This window comes from uncultured Phascolarctobacterium sp. (genome assembly GCF_937920985.1).
Lineage (GTDB): Bacteria > Bacillota > Negativicutes > Acidaminococcales > Acidaminococcaceae > Phascolarctobacterium_A.
In genome coordinates, this window is the sequence record NZ_CALDXR010000018.1 from 35,932 (window position 1) to 51,463 (window position 15,532).

The 15,532-nt window shown below is 47.2% G+C and carries 19 protein-coding genes; 18 read left to right on the forward strand and 1 reads right to left on the reverse strand.

Annotation, left to right across the window (positions count from 1 at the left end):
* Window positions 1-286 precede the first annotated feature (286 nt).
* From Q0612_RS02865 to Q0612_RS02880, 4 genes are all read left to right on the forward strand, one after another.
* Window positions 287-1,801 carry an SPFH domain-containing protein gene (locus Q0612_RS02865; RefSeq protein WP_298880521.1) on the forward strand — a complete coding sequence of 505 codons (1,515 nt, stop codon included), beginning with the start codon at window positions 287-289 and terminating at the stop codon, window positions 1,799-1,801.
* 451 nt (window positions 1,802-2,252) lie between these two features.
* Window positions 2,253-3,356, forward strand: a complete 1,104-nt coding sequence (locus tag Q0612_RS02870) for a hypothetical protein (protein ID WP_298880524.1) — start codon at window positions 2,253-2,255, stop codon at window positions 3,354-3,356.
* 12 nt (window positions 3,357-3,368) lie between these two features.
* Window positions 3,369-4,148: a YgcG family protein gene (locus Q0612_RS02875; protein WP_298880527.1), complete on the forward strand. Its 780-nt coding sequence runs from the start codon at window positions 3,369-3,371 to the stop codon at window positions 4,146-4,148.
* A gap of 71 nt (window positions 4,149-4,219) precedes the next feature.
* Window positions 4,220-4,522 carry a hypothetical protein gene (locus Q0612_RS02880; RefSeq protein WP_293692756.1) on the forward strand — a complete coding sequence of 101 codons (303 nt, stop codon included), beginning with the start codon at window positions 4,220-4,222 and terminating at the stop codon, window positions 4,520-4,522.
* Between the two features lie 134 nt (window positions 4,523-4,656).
* On the opposite strand, the gene Q0612_RS02885 is transcribed toward Q0612_RS02880, so the two are convergent.
* Window positions 4,657-5,568, reverse strand: coding sequence for a metal ABC transporter solute-binding protein, Zn/Mn family (locus tag Q0612_RS02885; protein WP_298880531.1), 912 nt, complete (start codon window positions 5,566-5,568; stop codon window positions 4,657-4,659).
* 191 nt (window positions 5,569-5,759) lie between these two features.
* On the opposite strand from Q0612_RS02885, the gene Q0612_RS02890 reads away from it, so the two are divergent.
* The 14 genes from Q0612_RS02890 to Q0612_RS02955 all read left to right on the forward strand — a co-directional run.
* On the forward strand, window positions 5,760-6,425 hold the full coding sequence (locus Q0612_RS02890) for a metal ABC transporter ATP-binding protein (RefSeq protein WP_298880533.1): 666 nt from the start codon (window positions 5,760-5,762) through the stop codon (window positions 6,423-6,425).
* Complete coding sequence (locus tag Q0612_RS02895) at window positions 6,425-7,222, forward strand: metal ABC transporter permease (RefSeq protein WP_293695291.1); 798 nt, start codon at window positions 6,425-6,427, stop codon at window positions 7,220-7,222. Before Q0612_RS02890 ends, Q0612_RS02895 begins: the two co-directional genes overlap by 1 nt.
* 15 nt (window positions 7,223-7,237) lie before the next feature.
* Window positions 7,238-7,678, forward strand: a complete 441-nt coding sequence (locus tag Q0612_RS02900) for a Fur family transcriptional regulator (protein WP_298880538.1) — start codon at window positions 7,238-7,240, stop codon at window positions 7,676-7,678.
* Window positions 7,679-7,810: 132 nt separating this feature from the next.
* Window positions 7,811-8,095, forward strand: a complete 285-nt coding sequence (gene rpsF / locus Q0612_RS02905; RefSeq protein ID WP_009145514.1) for a 30S ribosomal protein S6 — start codon at window positions 7,811-7,813, stop codon at window positions 8,093-8,095.
* Between the two features lie 3 nt (window positions 8,096-8,098).
* Window positions 8,099-8,536: a single-stranded DNA-binding protein gene (locus Q0612_RS02910; protein ID WP_298880544.1), complete on the forward strand. Its 438-nt coding sequence runs from the start codon at window positions 8,099-8,101 to the stop codon at window positions 8,534-8,536.
* 18 nt (window positions 8,537-8,554) lie between these two features.
* Window positions 8,555-8,785 carry a 30S ribosomal protein S18 gene (gene rpsR / locus Q0612_RS02915; RefSeq protein ID WP_009145516.1) on the forward strand — a complete coding sequence of 77 codons (231 nt, stop codon included), beginning with the start codon at window positions 8,555-8,557 and terminating at the stop codon, window positions 8,783-8,785.
* 148 nt (window positions 8,786-8,933) lie between these two features.
* Window positions 8,934-9,638 (forward strand): hypothetical protein, encoded by a 705-nt coding sequence (locus Q0612_RS02920; protein ID WP_298880547.1) that lies wholly within the window; start codon window positions 8,934-8,936, stop codon window positions 9,636-9,638.
* 41 nt (window positions 9,639-9,679) lie between these two features.
* Window positions 9,680-10,165, forward strand: coding sequence for a PepSY domain-containing protein (locus Q0612_RS02925; RefSeq protein ID WP_210685299.1), 486 nt, complete (start codon window positions 9,680-9,682; stop codon window positions 10,163-10,165).
* 163 nt (window positions 10,166-10,328) lie between these two features.
* Window positions 10,329-11,435, forward strand: coding sequence for a redox-regulated ATPase YchF (gene ychF, locus Q0612_RS02930; RefSeq protein WP_298880550.1), 1,107 nt, complete (start codon window positions 10,329-10,331; stop codon window positions 11,433-11,435).
* A 252-nt stretch (window positions 11,436-11,687) separates the two neighbouring features.
* Window positions 11,688-12,431 carry a Fic family protein gene (locus tag Q0612_RS02935; RefSeq protein ID WP_298880553.1) on the forward strand — a complete coding sequence of 248 codons (744 nt, stop codon included), beginning with the start codon at window positions 11,688-11,690 and terminating at the stop codon, window positions 12,429-12,431.
* A 257-nt stretch (window positions 12,432-12,688) separates the two neighbouring features.
* Window positions 12,689-13,450, forward strand: coding sequence for a ParA family protein (locus Q0612_RS02940; protein WP_021719853.1), 762 nt, complete (start codon window positions 12,689-12,691; stop codon window positions 13,448-13,450).
* Window positions 13,443-14,435: a ParB/RepB/Spo0J family partition protein gene (locus Q0612_RS02945; RefSeq protein WP_298880558.1), complete on the forward strand. Its 993-nt coding sequence runs from the start codon at window positions 13,443-13,445 to the stop codon at window positions 14,433-14,435. Before Q0612_RS02940 ends, Q0612_RS02945 begins: the two co-directional genes overlap by 8 nt.
* 86 nt (window positions 14,436-14,521) lie before the next feature.
* Window positions 14,522-14,998 carry a DUF4446 family protein gene (locus tag Q0612_RS02950; RefSeq protein ID WP_298880560.1) on the forward strand — a complete coding sequence of 159 codons (477 nt, stop codon included), beginning with the start codon at window positions 14,522-14,524 and terminating at the stop codon, window positions 14,996-14,998.
* Between the two features lie 343 nt (window positions 14,999-15,341).
* Window positions 15,342-15,532 (forward strand): hypothetical protein (locus Q0612_RS02955; RefSeq protein ID WP_298880561.1); only part of this gene is annotated, 191 nt, incomplete at its 3' end.

Consider the following 15,532-nt stretch of genomic DNA (forward strand, 5'->3'; position numbering starts at 1 on the left):
CCATTTGGTGTAGTGACGAAATGCAATTTTTATATTAAACTTAAGGCAAGGAAGCGGAAAACAGCTTACCTGCACAGATAATTTGCAAAGATTGTCTAACAATTAGTTTATCACAAATCAAAGTATTAGTGAATAGTTTTTTACTACAGATAAGGATAAGATAAATATTTTACAATTTCTTGGCTGATAAGTGTACAGCTGTTTTATTCAAAGTCCTGTTAATATTAAGCGGGATTTGATAAAATATAATTGTTAATTTTTTAGTGATACAAAAGGAGGTTGTATTATGGGTTTAATTAAAGCGGCAATGGGCGCTGTAGGCGGCGTACTGGGCGACCAATGGAAAGAGTTTTTCTATTGCGAAAGCATGCCTCCCGAGGTTCTGGTAACCAAGGGTATGAAGCGTACGTCCAGCCAAGGACGCAGCTCCAACACTTCTGCAGAAGACAACATCATCAGTAATGGCAGCGTTGTTGCTGTCAACGAAGGTCAGTGCATGATTATCGTTGAGCAGGGCAAGGTTGTAGATATGTGCAACGAGCCCGGCGAATATGTATACGATACATCTACTGAACCATCTATCTTTACCGGTGATCTGAAGGATAATGTTAAGGCTATTTTCGGTCAGATCGGTAAACGTTTCACCTTCGGCGGTGACCCTGGCAAGGACCAGCGCGTATATTACTTCAATATGAAGGAAATTTACGGCAACAAGTTTGGCACCGCTCAGCCGATTCCTGTACGCCTGATTGACAACAACTTAGGCATTGATTGGGAAGTTGGTATCCGTTGCTTCGGTGAATACAGCTATAAGATTACTAATCCGCTGCTGTTCTACACCAATGTATGCTCCAATATCACTGACGAATATCGTCGTGACCAGATTGACAGCCAGATGAAGAGCGAGCTCATGATGAGCCTGGGCGTTGCCCTCGGCACGCTCACTGAAAACGGTATGCGTTACAGCGCACTGCCGCGTCATGGCAAAGAAATCGCTAACGCTTTGAACGAAGATTTGAGCGACCAATGGCGTGACCGCCGCGGTGTAGAGGTTTATTCCTTCGCACTGGCAAGCGTAACCATGTCTGAGGAAGATGCTCAACGTCTGAAAGATATCCAGATGCTCAGCAATCCGAACCGTGCAGCAGCAGCTATGGCTGGCGCTACTGCAGACGCTATGCGTATTGCAGCTGGCAATGAAGGCGGCATGGGTGCAATGGGCGGCTTTGTTGGCATGAATATGGCCGGAATGGCCGGTGGCGCAAATGTGGCTGGCTTGTTTGCCCAAGGACAACAGCAGCAGATGTATGCTCAGCAGAATCCTTACGGACAACAGCCTCCTTACGGACAACCGCCTTATCCGCAACAGCCGCAACCTCCTACTCCGCCGCCGGCCGCCCCTGCCGCCCCTGCGGCAGCAGCACCGGCAGCAGATGCCTGGACCTGCAGCTGTGGCACTACCAACACCGGTAAGTTCTGCGCTAACTGCGGCGGCAAGAAGCCTGAGCCGAAACCGGCAGAGGGCAGCTGGACCTGCAGCTGCGGCACTACCAATACTGGTAAGTTCTGCGCTAACTGCGGCAACAAGAAGCCGGAAGACAAACCGGCAGAGGATGGCTGGACCTGCAGCTGCGGCGCTGTAAACAAAGGCAAGTTCTGCGCTGAATGCGGCAGCAAGAAGCCTGAGGGAGCACCGCTGTTCAAGTGCGATAAGTGTGGCTGGGAGCCGCCAGATCCGCACCATCCGCCTAAGTTCTGCCCTGAGTGCGGCGATGTTTTCGACGATAACGACAAACAATAACCTCATATATTAACAGCTTGCGTCAGATGCGAATGCAAGCATGATGTATGCTCCTATGCTGCCCCCTTTCGCCTCACTGCGTTCAGCACCTTCCCCAGGGGGAAGGCAAGAATGTTAGCAAAAAACAATGGGTGAATCGAAGGCCTTAGAGAGCAATTAACATATCGTGTAAGGAATAGCAATTTTAGCAAATAAGTGTCCGGAACCATAGAAGCGAGGGGACGTAACATACTGTTACTATCTGACAAATTTTACCGAAGCTTCGTCCTGGTTCCACACGAAATTTGCGTTGTGCCCTTTGGGCACCGGAAAATTGCTTCTGACTGGAACGATATTTAATTGCGATGCACAACCACCTTTAATGAGGGGAAGGCAAGCTACCCAAATAGGCGACAGAAGGGGGAGCGGGAGCACTTAAATTTGCATAACTATATTTTAACGAGGTGATATTATGGCTGAAACCTCTGTAGGCTATAAGTGCCCTAACTGCAGCGCGCCGCTGACGTTTTTGCCCGGTCATGATAAGGTGACCTGCGAATACTGCGGTACCGAGCTGGAAGTTAAGACTATAGAAGAAATGTATGCCGCCAAGGAAGCCGCTGCTGCTAAAGCGCAGGCTGCCAAGGAGGCTAAGTGGGATACCTCTGCTGCCGGCAGCGAATGGGAAGCTGACGAAGCGGAGCAGATGAAGGCCTTTACCTGCTCCAGCTGCGGTGCGCAGATTGTGAGCGACGGCAACACCATGGCAACAGAATGCTGCTACTGCGGCAGCCCGACCATGCTGCCGAGCCGTTTCGAAGGTATGCTGAAGCCGGACTTCATCATTCCCTTCAAGAAAACCAAAGAGGAAGCTGTTGCTGCCCTCAAAGAATTCTACAAGGGAAGAACCCTGCTGCCTAACTCCTTTACAGCCAACAATCGTGTGGAGGATATTCAGGCAATGTATGTACCGTTCTGGCTGTTTGACTCCAAGGTTAGCGCCAGCGGCAGCTATCAGGGTGCCAGCGACAGTGTTTATGAAACCGATGATGAAGTTGTTACAACTACCGTTGTGTATAACTGCGAACGTGAAGGCACCATGTCCTTTGAGCGCATCCCTGTAGATGGCAGCGAGAAGATGGACGATACCTTTATGGAAAGCATCGAGCCGTTCGATTACAAAGAAATGGTTCCCTTCAGCACCGCTTATCTGACAGGCTTTTTGGCAGATAAGTATGATGTGGATGCCGAGGCTGCTGTAGCACGTGCGGATGCACGCGTTGTCAAAAGTGCCGAGGGTTGCCTGGCAGATACCGTTACAGGCTATACCCGTGTAACCAGCAACGGTGACTGCGCAGTTATCAAGGATGAAAATGCCGTGCATTATGCAATGGTGCCGGTATGGATTCTGTCCACACGCTTTGAAGGTAAGCCCTATACCTTTATGATGAACGGTCAGACGGGTAAGGTTGTCGGCAGTCTGCCGATTGACTATGGCAAGCTGCGTAATTACACTGCCCTGACCTTTATTATTGTAACAATTATCAGCTACTTCATTGTGAAGTTCATGTTATAAGGAGGTGCCGGAATGAGAAAGTTATTTGCAATCTTAACCATGCTGGCAGCCCTTATGTTAGCCAGTGTAACAGCCTTTGCTGCACCCAGCCTGGTGGATAACGCCAAGGTTCTTACGCCGCAGCAGCGTCAGGAGGTTCTGGCAGAGCTGCACAAGCAGGAGCAGGCGCATAATGTGCGCATTGCTGTTGTAACTATGAAGACTATTGGCGGTGCCGTTCCCGGTGAATATGCCAATAAGCTGCTCGATGATGTTTATAATGACGGTCAAAAGGGCAATATGGTATTGCTGCAGGTTACCAACACCCGTAAATGGTACATTGCTACCGATAAACAGCTGAAGCAGGTTATCGTTGGCAATGAAGGCATTGAGTATATGAGCAAGCCGATGGTTGCTCAGTTCAAGAAAAATGATTATGCCCAAGGTTACATCACCTATGCTCAAAAAGCAGGCGAGCTCCTTGAGTATTACGAAAAGGAAGGCGAGCCGTGGGATCCTGATGCAGGCTTCAACTGGTTTGCTTTAGTAATTGCTGCCGGTATCGGCGGTGCTGCTGCCTATGGCTGGCGTGCACTCCTGATTCAGGGTATGAGCAACGTGCGTGAGGCTGTCGAAGCAAATGCTTATCTGGATAAGCAAACCTTTGCGCTGACGCACAGCAATGATACTTATCTGTACACCAACATTTCTGCTGTTCCGAAGTCTAAATCCAGCGGCGGCAGCAGTGATGATGGTTCTGTAAGCGAAAGCTCTGCTGATGATAATCATGGCGGCGGCGGTGGCAGCTACTGATATTATAATGAGCTGATACTTTTTGCGGCTGCGATTGTTTATCGCGGCCGCTTTTTTAGCAGGAGGTTATTATGCGCAGAACGACTATCAATTCAGGCTTTTTCATCTGCTTTATTGCCAACCTGATAGTGAACTGGGAATGGGGGTTTATTGCGGTGCTACTCTGGGGCTTTAGCTACTGGTTCAATCTTTCGTGGTACCCTGCGGCGGCTATGGCTGTTTTGTGGCTCCTGATGGGCTTTTCTCTGACCTGGATGATTATTTGGGGCTCGTCGGCGCGTGATAATTACCGTCCCAATCAGCAGCTGAAAAATATCAATCCCTATTCATCTAAGAATGAGGATGTACTGCCTAAGAACAAAAAAGCAAATTAGCTTCAGCAGCTTGGCTGTTGAAACAGTGATGCACAAAAAAAGCCGCGGCTGCAGCAGGTTTTCGACCTGCTGCGTAAGCCGCGGCGTTTTGCTGTGCGTAGATAATTTTGTTTGCTGCTAAGATGGCAGCCTTTTTATTTTTTCAAGCTTTGGTAAATAGCGTCTAGGTTTTCTTCCATGCGGGTAAGATAGGTTTTCTCGCCGTTGCTGCATTCAATAGTATATATTTCCTGCGTAGTGGCACCAACCTCGCGCGCCAGTGTTTCTGATATTTTGGGGCTTACCGCTTCTTCTACGAAGATAGTTTTTACATTGTGCTCCTTGCAGTAGGCTGTCAGCTTGGCCAGGTTTTGCGCGCTTGGTTCGCCGCTGGCAAAAACATCCTCGATGCTTTGCTGCTGCAGGCCGAAGTCACGGCACAGATAAGCAAAGGCAGCATGGCCGGTGACAAAGTTTTTTTGCTCCAGTTTGGCAAATTTTTTCTGGTAGGTAACAAGCAGCGCTTGGAGCTTTTTGTTGTATTCTGCGGCATTCTTGCGGTAGAAATCGGCATTAGCCTTATCTGCAGCAGCCAGTGCTTCGGCAATATTCTTTACCTCGGTCTGCGCGCAGCTCAGGCTCAGCCAGGTGTGCGGGTCATACTGGCCGTGTGCTCTGATTTCGTCAGCCTCTGTAAGACTGATGCGGTCGGTGCCCCTGGCTGCTTCTACAATGACGAGCTTGGGATTGGCGGCGGCTTGCGTTGCCTGCTCCACCCAACGCTCCATGCCGGTGCTGTTGTAAATTAAGATGTCTGCTTTGCTCAGCGCCTGCATAGTTTTAGTAGTAGGCTGAAAATCATGCGGCTCTGTGCCGTCGGGAATTAGGGAAGTTATATGAATTTTATCCTGACCTACGGCCTGAGTAAATTCTTTCATAGCATTAAAGGTTACTACAACCCGCAGCTTATGGTCCGCAGCAGGTGCAGGCTCCTTGCTGCCACAGCCTGCCAGCAGACTGCAGAGCAGCAGTGTGCAAATACAAAAAATAATACTGAGCTTTTTCATAGGCTCTCCTCCTCATTTAAGCACAAATAAACGCAAATGATTTGCATATTATAACGAATTTTATCATAACACCCGTGAACTTTCTTGTCAAGCTAAATGCAAATGACTTGCATATTTGCCGAGCGAGGTCTATAATATTTACTGCAACAAAAAGGCAGCGCAGGCTGCCGTGAGTAAATGAAGGAGCCACTATGATAGAACTGAAGCATATAGAATTTGCCTATGAATCCGGCAGCGAGCTGCTGCGCGATATCAATATGCAGGTAAATGACGGCGAATATATTGCCATTGTCGGCGAAAACGGCAGCGGCAAAAGTACGCTGGTCAAGCTGCTCTTGGGATTGTTGGAGCCGTCAAAAGGTGAATTGAAGAATACTTTTAGCAGCATCGGCTACGTGCCGCAGCGCTTTGAAACTCTCAACAGCCAGTTTCCGATAACTGTTTATGAGGTAATGGAATATTATCGCAGAGTATTAAAGGTAACGGACAAACAGGCAGTGCGCCGCTGCCTGGAGCAGATGCATGTTTATGACCTGCGTGACCGTTTAATCGGCACGCTGAGCGGCGGCCAGTGCCAAAAGGTGCTGATTGCCAGAGCGTTGCTGGGCAGCCCGCAGCTGTTGATTTTTGATGAGCCTTCTACCGGCATTGATGTCAAGAGCCAGCAGGAGCTGTACAAATTTATGCAGGAGCTGCATGAGCAGGGTATTACCATTATCACGGTAGAGCATAACCTGAAATTTGCGGCGCGTAATGCCGATAAAATGTATCATGTCATGAACGGTCATGGTCATTTCTGCAATCCGCAGGAATATGTGCAGGAATATATGCATGATAATGTAGGAGGTGCGGAATAATGCTGGAATACGCTTTTATGCAGAACGCACTGCTGGTTTCTGTGCTGATTTCTTTAATGTGTCCGATGATTGGCATGTTCCTGGTGCTGCGCCGCTATTCCATGATTGGCGATACGCTGGCGCATGCATCGCTGGCCGGTGTGGCGGTAGGCCTGCTGGTTAAGGTGAACCCGATTATCAGCGCCTTTGCCGTAACCTCTGTCTTTGCTGTGCTGATTGAGGTTTTGCGTCAGCGCTTCCGCCGTTATGCGGAGCTGATTTTGGTGATAATCCTGTCGCTGTCTGTCGGTATTGCGATTACGATTATCAGCAGCGGTATGGTACATACTAATGTAGAAGCATTTTTGTTCGGCAGCATTCTGACCGTAACGCCTGACGATGTGCTGGCGGTAGCAGTGCTGTGCGTAGTGTCGTTGGCTGCTGTTTACCTTTTGTATCCGCAGCTGGTAATGCTGGCCTTTGATGAGGATGGAGCTAAAATTGCCGGCGTAAAAACGCGTCTGATTAATTATGTCTTTGCTCTGCTGGTGGCAGCTATGGTTGCAGTTTCTATCCGTGTGGTGGGCATTCTGGTTATCAGCTCGCTGATTGCACTGCCGGTAGCAGCGGCTCTGCAGCTGGGCAAGGGCTTTAAGGTGACGATGCTGGCAGCTATGGTGCTGAGCTTTATCGCCATTATCACAGGCCTTGTGACCTCCTACTGGCTGGGGGCGGCGCCGGGCGGTGTAACTGCTTTGGTTTCGGTGGCTTTGCTGTTGCTGATTATCATTTATAAAGAAATACGTGCTGTCTTATAAAGAAGGGGTAGAAAGATGACTGATACAAGTTCTGCGGCAGATTATCGCGATTATCTGCATCGCTACGGATTAAAAAATACCCGTCACAGACAGCTTATTCTGCAGCTGCTGCTGGCGAGCGAGGGCGTGCTGACGGCTGAGGATATTTATCAGCAGCTGTGTGAGAAGGGTGCCGAGATAAATTTTTCTACGGTGTATCGCATTCTGGAAAATTTTACGCAAAAGGGACTGACGGAAAAAAGCTTTTTGACGGATGCACGCAAGTACGGCTTTGTGCTGCACGCCTTAGGACACAGGCACCGCCTTATCTGCCTGCGCTGCCACCGGATTGTGGAGGTAGACCATTGCCCGATTGCTGATTTCGAGGAACAGCTGGCGGATAAAACGGAATTTGCCATCGTAGGACATAACTTGGAATGGTATGGCTATTGTCCGGAATGCCGCAAGCAGAAATAGCAGGAAAATTTTTCAAAAAAGCTTGCAAAGCAGCGTAAGCAATGATATAATTATTAAGCTTGTATATAACTATATATACTTCTTCTGCTCCCGGAGAGACGGGGGCCAAAGTCCAAAGGAGGAGGTGATTTCGTGAACGCATACGAAGTCATGTACATCGTTAAACCTGTTGAGGATGAGGCTTGTGAAGCAGTTGTTGCTAAATTCGAGAAACTCATCACTGCAAACGGTGGTAATGTAGAAAAAACCGATCGTTGGGGCAAAAGACGCCTTGCTTATGAGATCCAGGACCTGAATGAAGGTATCTATGTTCTCGTAACCTTCCAGGCTGACGCCGCTGCTGTTAAGGAACTTGATCGTGTTATGAAAATTACCGATGAAGTACTGCGCCATATGATTATCAGAAAGGGTGAATAATCAATGAACAAGATTATTCTGTTAGGCAGACTTACTAGAGATCCGGAAGTGCGTTATACGCCGACCGGTAAAGTTGTTTGTCAGTTTACTCTTGCAGTAGACAGACCTTTTGCCAATCAGGAAGGCCAAAGAGAAGCTGACTTTATTCCCATAGTAATTTGGGGTAAACAAGCTGAGACATGCGGTAACAGTCTCACCAAAGGGCAGCGCGTGCTTGTTGAAGGCCGCCTGCAAATCCGTAGCTATGATGGTAAGGATGGCAACAAACGCTGGATAACCGAAGTAATCGCTGATCGCTTCGAGTTTATTGAGCGCAAAGCTGATGCCGTTGCTGCTCATAGCAATCCGATTCGCTCTGCAGCTCCTGCTGCACCGGCACAAGATGGCGGCATGAGTGGTTTCGGACAACAGGTTCCCTTTGATGAGGAAATTCCATTCTAATTTAAGGGAGGTTATGCAATGAAACGCGAAAGAGGCAGAAGACCTAGAAGAAAAGTTTGCAGCTTCTGTGTTGATAAAGTTGAAGAAATCGATTACAAGGATGCAAATAAGCTGAAACGCTATATTACCGAACGTGGTAAGATTTTACCGCGCCGTATTTCCGGTACCTGCGCTAAGCACCAACGCCAATTGACCGTAGCAATCAAACGCGCTCGCTGCGTTGCTTTGCTGCCGTTCACCTGCGAATAATTCGCACGGCGGTTTAAACGAAACTTATACCCCGCAGTCATTAGGCTGCGGGGTTTTCGTTTGTGTAAAAATCACAAAAAATTTACTTATTTACGCAGGCCTTAACATGATATAATAAGAGTAGTACTATACATACGAGGTGAATTGCATGAAAACATCTTTGAGAACCTTATTTTTGACTTTTGTTTTTACGATGCTTTGCACAGCAATGGCTTTTGCCTATAATCCCGGTCAGCGTACCATCCATCTGTTGGGTGAAACCCTGAACAGTGACAAGCATCCTGTACATCTGGTTGTAACCCAGACGATTGATATGCGTGAGGTGCTGACGCCTGAAGCCTATGCCAAGCTGCCGACTGCACAGCAAAAGCGCACCAACCGTACGGAATATAATGAAGCCAATGGCATCAACGCCGAGCGCATCACTACTACCGATGGTGACGGCAAGGTAATCAAGGATACCGTTTCCTTTGTGAAGAACGGTTATTGGTACACTATTGACTATCTCAATAAAAATTATGACAGAGTTCCTGAGCTGCCGGGCATGAGCATGCCCTTTGCCGAAACCCTGATCAGCTGGTTCAATGTACGTCCACAGGGTGGTAATGATGCAGTTACCGGCTATGATTATGACAAGATGACCAAGGGCACCAACAGCCTGAATTTCTATTATGCAAAGGATACAGCTGACTGGAAGGGCTACGAAGTAAGTTATCTGCCTATCTTTAAGGTGCTTGAGGTTTCCAATACCGTGGATGAGGCAACTGCCTTTGCTCTGCCGCCTGCAGATTTCAAGGCCGTTGCTAATCCTTCTATGCGTGCTTACGCTAACAGACTTTTGGAAAGACAGTAAGTCTGGTAAGCTGATTATATTTTTTCAAAGGGGGAATACTTATGTTTAAAAAATTATTAGTTTTGCTTTCTATGCTGGCTGCGCTGGCAATGAGCGCAGTAGCTTTTGCTGCACCTGCTAAAAGCCATCAGCAGATGGTTATTGATGCTGCACGTGCCGAGGTTCCTGCTGCTGCTGTATTTTATGGCTACAAGGAAGAAGACGGCGAAGCTGTTCTGAACTTCCGCGATAATGATAATTATCTGGAATACGAGGTAGAGGTTGTTCTGGCAACTACCAAAGTTAAGGAAGTAGAAATTAAAGGCAGCAATATTGCCGGCAGCACGATGATGGTAAAAACTCCTGAGGATATCAGACAAATCGTTCTGGAAGCATATCCCGATGCCAGAAACATTGTCATCGAAACCGAAAAAGAAGGCAACAATGTACATTATGATGTAGAGTTCATTACTGCAAGATATAAAGTAGAAGCTGACATGAACCCGGTAACCGGTGCATTTGCCAAGAGAGAGCTGGAATATTTCTAAGCCTAGGCTAAAAATCAGAGGCAGTCTGCGGACTGTCTCTTTTTTATGCTGCGGAAGAGTGCCATTTTGCGTCAAAACATTGCATATCAAAGCATATTATTGTAAAATATATTAGATACAGAGTTTTTAACGCACTAAATATATATGACGAGGAGCGATTTACGTGAGTACAAATTTAGAAGTTGGTATCGTTGGCCTGCCTAACGTAGGCAAAAGTACCCTGTTTAATGCTATTACCAAAGCTGGAGCAGAAGCAGCAAACTATCCCTTCTGCACAATCGAACCTAATGTAGGCGTTGTTGATGTGCCTGATAAACGCTTAGATGTTCTGAGCGATATGTTTAAATCCAAAAAGATTGTTCCGGCAGCTATGCGTTTTGTAGATATTGCCGGTCTGGTAAAGGGCGCAAGCAAGGGCGAAGGCCTGGGCAATAAGTTCCTGTCCCATATCCGTGAGGTAGATGCTGTTGCCGAGGTTGTACGCTGCTTTGAGGATGGCAACATCACCCACGTTGAGGGCAGCATTGATCCTCTGCGTGATATTGATATCATCAACACCGAGCTGTGCCTGGCTGATATGGAAACCGTTGAAAAGCGTCAGGAGCGCCTGGTGAAGCTGGCAAAAACCGGCGATAAAAAGGTTAAGCTGGAGCAGGCTGTAATGGAAAAGGTTATGGCTGGCCTGTCTGATGGTGTGTCGGCACGCCGCCTTGGTCTGACCGAGGAAGAACAGGAGTTCCTGGGCGAGCTGCATCTGCTGACCATGAAACCGGTGCTGTACATTACTAACGTTGCTGAAGGCGAGGTTGCCGATCCGTCCGGTAACGAGCATGTACAGGCTGTAAAGAAATATGCTGCAGAAGAAAATGCTGAGGTTATCGTTGTTTCCGCGAAGATGGAAAGCGAAGTTGCCGAGCTTCCGGAAGAAGAGGCTAAGGAATATCTGGAAATGGCAGGCCTGGAGGAAACCGGTCTGGACCGCCTGATTAAAGCAGGCTTCAAGCTGCTTGGCCTGATGACCTTCCTGACTGCGGGCGAAATGGAATCCCGTGCCTGGACTATTAAGCTGAACACTAAGGCTCCGCAGGCAGCGGGCAAAATCCATACCGACTTTGAGCGTGGCTTTATCCGTGCGGAAATCGTTTCCTTTGATGATCTGGTAGCCTGCGGCAGCAAGGCTGCAGCACGTGAAAAAGGCCTGGTTCGTCTGGAGGGCAAGGATTACGTTATGCAGGATGGCGACGTTGTTGAGTTCCGCTTCAACGTATAATTTATAACAGTGTAATATGGAACCTGAGCGCAGCAAGTGAAAGCGTGCTGCGCTTTTTGTGTAGCTATACATAATCTAAAAAAGATGCGCTGTAAGTTTGTGGAATTCAAACTGCAAAGATATGCAAACCAAAAGTTTGTAGAATTGATTCTATAAACTTCGATAGATTTTCTGTTGGCTGAATAGGAGTTTTTGTATAGGGATATGGTATAATAATGTAAAAATACGAATACGTTTATTGGAGGTGCGGAGATGTACGAACAGATTGTAGCTTGGTGGCAGACGAAAAATATTCAGACAGATGCAGACTTAGAAGAAGCATTTAACGGGCATGTAATTTCTTTTGCTTATAACTCCGGTAATATTGAAAATCCTAATGTAACCTATCATGATACACGCGAAATTTTTGAGCATGATGGCGTTACAAGCTATACCGGTGATATTCGTACCTTGTTTGAGATTCGCAATGCAAAATTAGCTAATGAGTATTTTTTTGCAGCGTTTAATGAGCGTAAGCCTATTGATGAAAATTTGATAAAAGAAATCCAAAAACGCCTGACGCTCAATACTTATGATCCTTTGCGCTGGAAAAAAGGAGAACGGCCCGGGGAATATAAAAAGGGCGATTATGTTACAGGTAAGAATGAGACCGGTGCTTGGCCGGAGGATGTGCCGGACGAAATGCAGGAGCTTATAGAAGATATAAGCGATGTTGACGATAAGAATGCGTTAACGGCAGCAGCCTTTTTTCATGCTAAGTTTGAAAACATCCATCCGTTTGCCGATGGCAATGGGCGCACAGGACGCTTGGTGATGAATTATCTGCTGGTTATACATAATCATCCGCCGATTGTTATCCATCAGGAGGATAGAAAGGCGTATTTTGACGCGCTGGAGGCGTGGGATGAAGAGCAGAACCTGCAGCCGTTGAAGGACTTTTTGCGGGCGCAGACGGTGAAAACATGGGAGAAGCAGGTACTCAGGAGAAGAAGATAGGTATAAACATAGGATGGTTTTCGAGAAAAAAGAATTCCAGCATGATGGCGCTTATACGCTGGACGAATTTGCAGAAGTAATTAAAAAGTTGTAGCTCATTGCAATCTGAGCGCAGCAAGCGAAAGCGTGCTGCGCTTTTTGCTGTTGGGAGGCGCTGGAGCAGCGTACAAAATTAAATAAACAAAAATTCTTTTCCCATGAGCACGTAAAGTGTGATAAAATAGAATAGATATACTATGACTACGAGGTGAAGCGAATTGGTAAAGGTAATTGCTATTGCCAACCAGAAGGGTGGTGTTGGCAAGACTACTACGGCGGTAAATCTGGCTGCGTGTCTGGCGGCGCTGGAACGCAAGGTACTTTTGATTGACAGTGATCCGCAGGGAAATGCTACCAGCGGCTTTGGCTTTGATAAACGTGATATTAAGCAATGCATTTATGATGCGATTATCAGTGAAGTACCCATGCAGGATGTAATTAAGCACACAGCCTATAAAGGACTGGACCTGGTGCCTGCTACTATCCAGCTTGCCGGTGCGGAAATAGAGCTTGTTTCGCTGATGAACCGTGAAGGACGTTTAAAGAACTCTCTGGAAAGAGTAAAGCATAATTATGATTACGTTATTATTGATTGTCCGCCGTCACTGGGCCTGCTGACAATCAACGGCCTGACAGCTGCCAGCTCGGTAATGATTCCTATTCAGTGCGAATTTTATGCGCTGGAGGGTGTTACTATGCTGATGAACACGATTCAGCTGGTACAGCGTAACCTGAACCCTGCTTTGAAGCTGGAGGGTGTGCTGATGACTATGTATGACAGCAGAACGAATCTGTCGCAGGATGTTGTGAACGAGGTACAGAAGTACTTCAAAACAAAAATGTATCAGACGATTATTCCGCGTAACGTGCGCCTGAGTGAAGCACCCAGCCACGGACAGCCGGTTATCGACTATGACAGCAAATCTAAAGGTGCGCAGGTGTATATGGACTTTGCGCGTGAGGTGATTGAGGATGAGTAAGAAGGGCGGCTTAGGCAAGGGCTTGGGCGCAATTTTCGGCGAAAATACCAGTCCTGCCGTAGAAAAGGCGCAGGAGCCTGCAAGTGCTGCACAGGAGCTGCTTATTAAAAATATCGCAGCGAATCCGTATCAGCCGCGCTGCAACTTTGATGAAGAAAAGCTGCAGGAGCTGGCTGCTTCTATTAAGGAGTTTGGCGTTGTTCAGCCGGTAGTGGTGCGCAAAAAGGGCAGAAGCTACGAGCTGGTGGCAGGCGAACGCCGTCTGCGTGCCGCAGGCTTAGCCGGACTGACCAAGGTGCCGGCTATCGTCAAGGATTATGACGATGCCAAGATGATGGAAATTGCGCTGATTGAAAATATTCAGCGTCATGACCTGAACCCGATTGAAGAAGCGCAGGGCTTGCGCCGCCTGATGCAGGAATTCAAGCTGACGCAGGAGCAGACTGCTGAAAAGGTAGGCCGCAGCCGCAGTGCCGTGACTAATATTCTGCGTCTTCTGAACCTGCCGGAGCAGGTACAGAAGCAAATTATTAATGGCGTGCTGACGATGGGCCAGGCAAAGCAGCTTTTGGGACTGCCGAAGCCGGAGCAGATGTGCGAGGTGGCGGAAGCGATTATTGCCAATGGCTGGAGCTCACGTATGACCGAAGAGGTTGTGCGTAAGCTGAAGGAAGGCAAGAAGCTGAAGATTGTCCGCGAGCTTGTTGAAGAAGAAGCTAAAAATAAGGATAATAAGGAAAAGAAGCCTAAGCGTGAGCCTACCGAGAATGATATTTTCTGCCATGACTTTGAACAGCGTCTGGTAGAGTTTTTGGGTACTAAGGTTAAGGTTGTGCCTAAGCTGGATGAGCAGGGACGCCAGGGTGGTACTATTCACATTGAATATTATTCTGCTGAGGACCTGGAGCGCATCTATGAGGTGCTGCAGCAGGGACGTCACGATGATAAGCCGCATAACGGCGAACCTAAGCGTTTGAATGTGTGATTTCAGACGTTTGACAGTGAGATGAAAAAACGGCCTTCAAGGGCCGGTAATTTAGATAAGCTTTGGTATGAGGGGGGCTTTTATTGATGGAACAGGCCAATCTTTTGGTTAATACACATTCGGCAGCAATTATCATTGTTCTGTTGCTTATTGTGTTGATTGCGTTGGGTATGTGCTTTAGTCTGCAGGGCAGACTGAATAAGCTGCAAAAAAAATATGACTTCTTTACTCAAGGTAAGGAAGCCAACATTGATGTTGTGCTGACAGATACGCTGCAGGAGCTGCGTGCGGTGCAGAATGAGCTGGCAGCCTTGCAGGACGAGCATCAGAAGCTGCATGCACAGGTGCAGAACTGTCTGCAGAATATTAGAATTGTGCGTTATGATGCCTTTGACGCTATGGGCGGTGAAATGAGCTATTCACTGCTGCTTACGGATGCGAATAATAAGGGTATTATTATGACCAGCATTTACGGCAGAGAGGAAAGCCGTTGTTTTGCTAAAGATGTGCAGGCTGGTAAGTCCTCTTATGTGCTGTCGGAGGAAGAAAAGCAATTGCTGTAAGGTGATTTATTCAAGAAGATGGATTTGTGTTAGCGGTGCTGGCATAAGTTTGATGAGCTTCCAAATGCGCTGCTGTAGAGCAGACGTTTGGAAGCTTTTTTCTTCAGCTAATGATATAATTAATTGTGTTTTCTTATGTTAGTTTTGTGGCGAGAGCGGGGTAGCATTTTTACTATCATTTTAGGGTATGATGCTTGTTTGCAGCATTCTTCCGTTAATTTTGATGTAGTTGTTACGCAGTATCTTTTGGTGGCAAAAGACGCTGGCAGAAAACTACGCGCTTTTAGAAAGCGTGGAAAACAAAAATTTTTGATGTGGCAAAAATTTTATTAAAACCCCTCTAATGGGAAAAGGTTTTGGATTTTTAGCATTAGCTGTTTTAGCAGGTGTAACTATGCCTTCTTTTGCTATAGCAGCACCCGTAGATACACAACAACAAATTATTGCAATTTATGAAAAAATCTACCGCTCTAAAAAACAGGTAGATTGCAAGTGCAAATTGAACAAGATTTATCAAGCAACTATATCAGTGGA

Coding starts and splice junctions, on each gene's coding strand:
- Q0612_RS02945 (WP_298880558.1), top strand. CDS start 13,443: ATGAGTAAGAAGGGCGGCTTAGGCAAGGGCTTGGGCGCAATTTTCGGC.
- Q0612_RS02895 (WP_293695291.1), top strand. CDS start 6,425: ATGCTGGAATACGCTTTTATGCAGAACGCACTGCTGGTTTCTGTGCTG.
- Q0612_RS02925 (WP_210685299.1), top strand. CDS start 9,680: ATGTTTAAAAAATTATTAGTTTTGCTTTCTATGCTGGCTGCGCTGGCA.
- Q0612_RS02880 (WP_293692756.1), top strand. CDS start 4,220: ATGCGCAGAACGACTATCAATTCAGGCTTTTTCATCTGCTTTATTGCC.
- Q0612_RS02910 (WP_298880544.1), top strand. CDS start 8,099: ATGAACAAGATTATTCTGTTAGGCAGACTTACTAGAGATCCGGAAGTG.
- Q0612_RS02890 (WP_298880533.1), top strand. CDS start 5,760: ATGATAGAACTGAAGCATATAGAATTTGCCTATGAATCCGGCAGCGAG.
- Q0612_RS02885 (WP_298880531.1), bottom strand. CDS start 5,568: ATGAAAAAGCTCAGTATTATTTTTTGTATTTGCACACTGCTGCTCTGC.
- rpsR (WP_009145516.1), top strand. CDS start 8,555: ATGAAACGCGAAAGAGGCAGAAGACCTAGAAGAAAAGTTTGCAGCTTC.
- Q0612_RS02935 (WP_298880553.1), top strand. CDS start 11,688: ATGTACGAACAGATTGTAGCTTGGTGGCAGACGAAAAATATTCAGACA.
- Q0612_RS02900 (WP_298880538.1), top strand. CDS start 7,238: ATGACTGATACAAGTTCTGCGGCAGATTATCGCGATTATCTGCATCGC.
- Q0612_RS02870 (WP_298880524.1), top strand. CDS start 2,253: ATGGCTGAAACCTCTGTAGGCTATAAGTGCCCTAACTGCAGCGCGCCG.
- Q0612_RS02920 (WP_298880547.1), top strand. CDS start 8,934: ATGAAAACATCTTTGAGAACCTTATTTTTGACTTTTGTTTTTACGATG.
- Q0612_RS02875 (WP_298880527.1), top strand. CDS start 3,369: ATGAGAAAGTTATTTGCAATCTTAACCATGCTGGCAGCCCTTATGTTA.
- Q0612_RS02865 (WP_298880521.1), top strand. CDS start 287: ATGGGTTTAATTAAAGCGGCAATGGGCGCTGTAGGCGGCGTACTGGGC.
- Q0612_RS02950 (WP_298880560.1), top strand. CDS start 14,522: ATGGAACAGGCCAATCTTTTGGTTAATACACATTCGGCAGCAATTATC.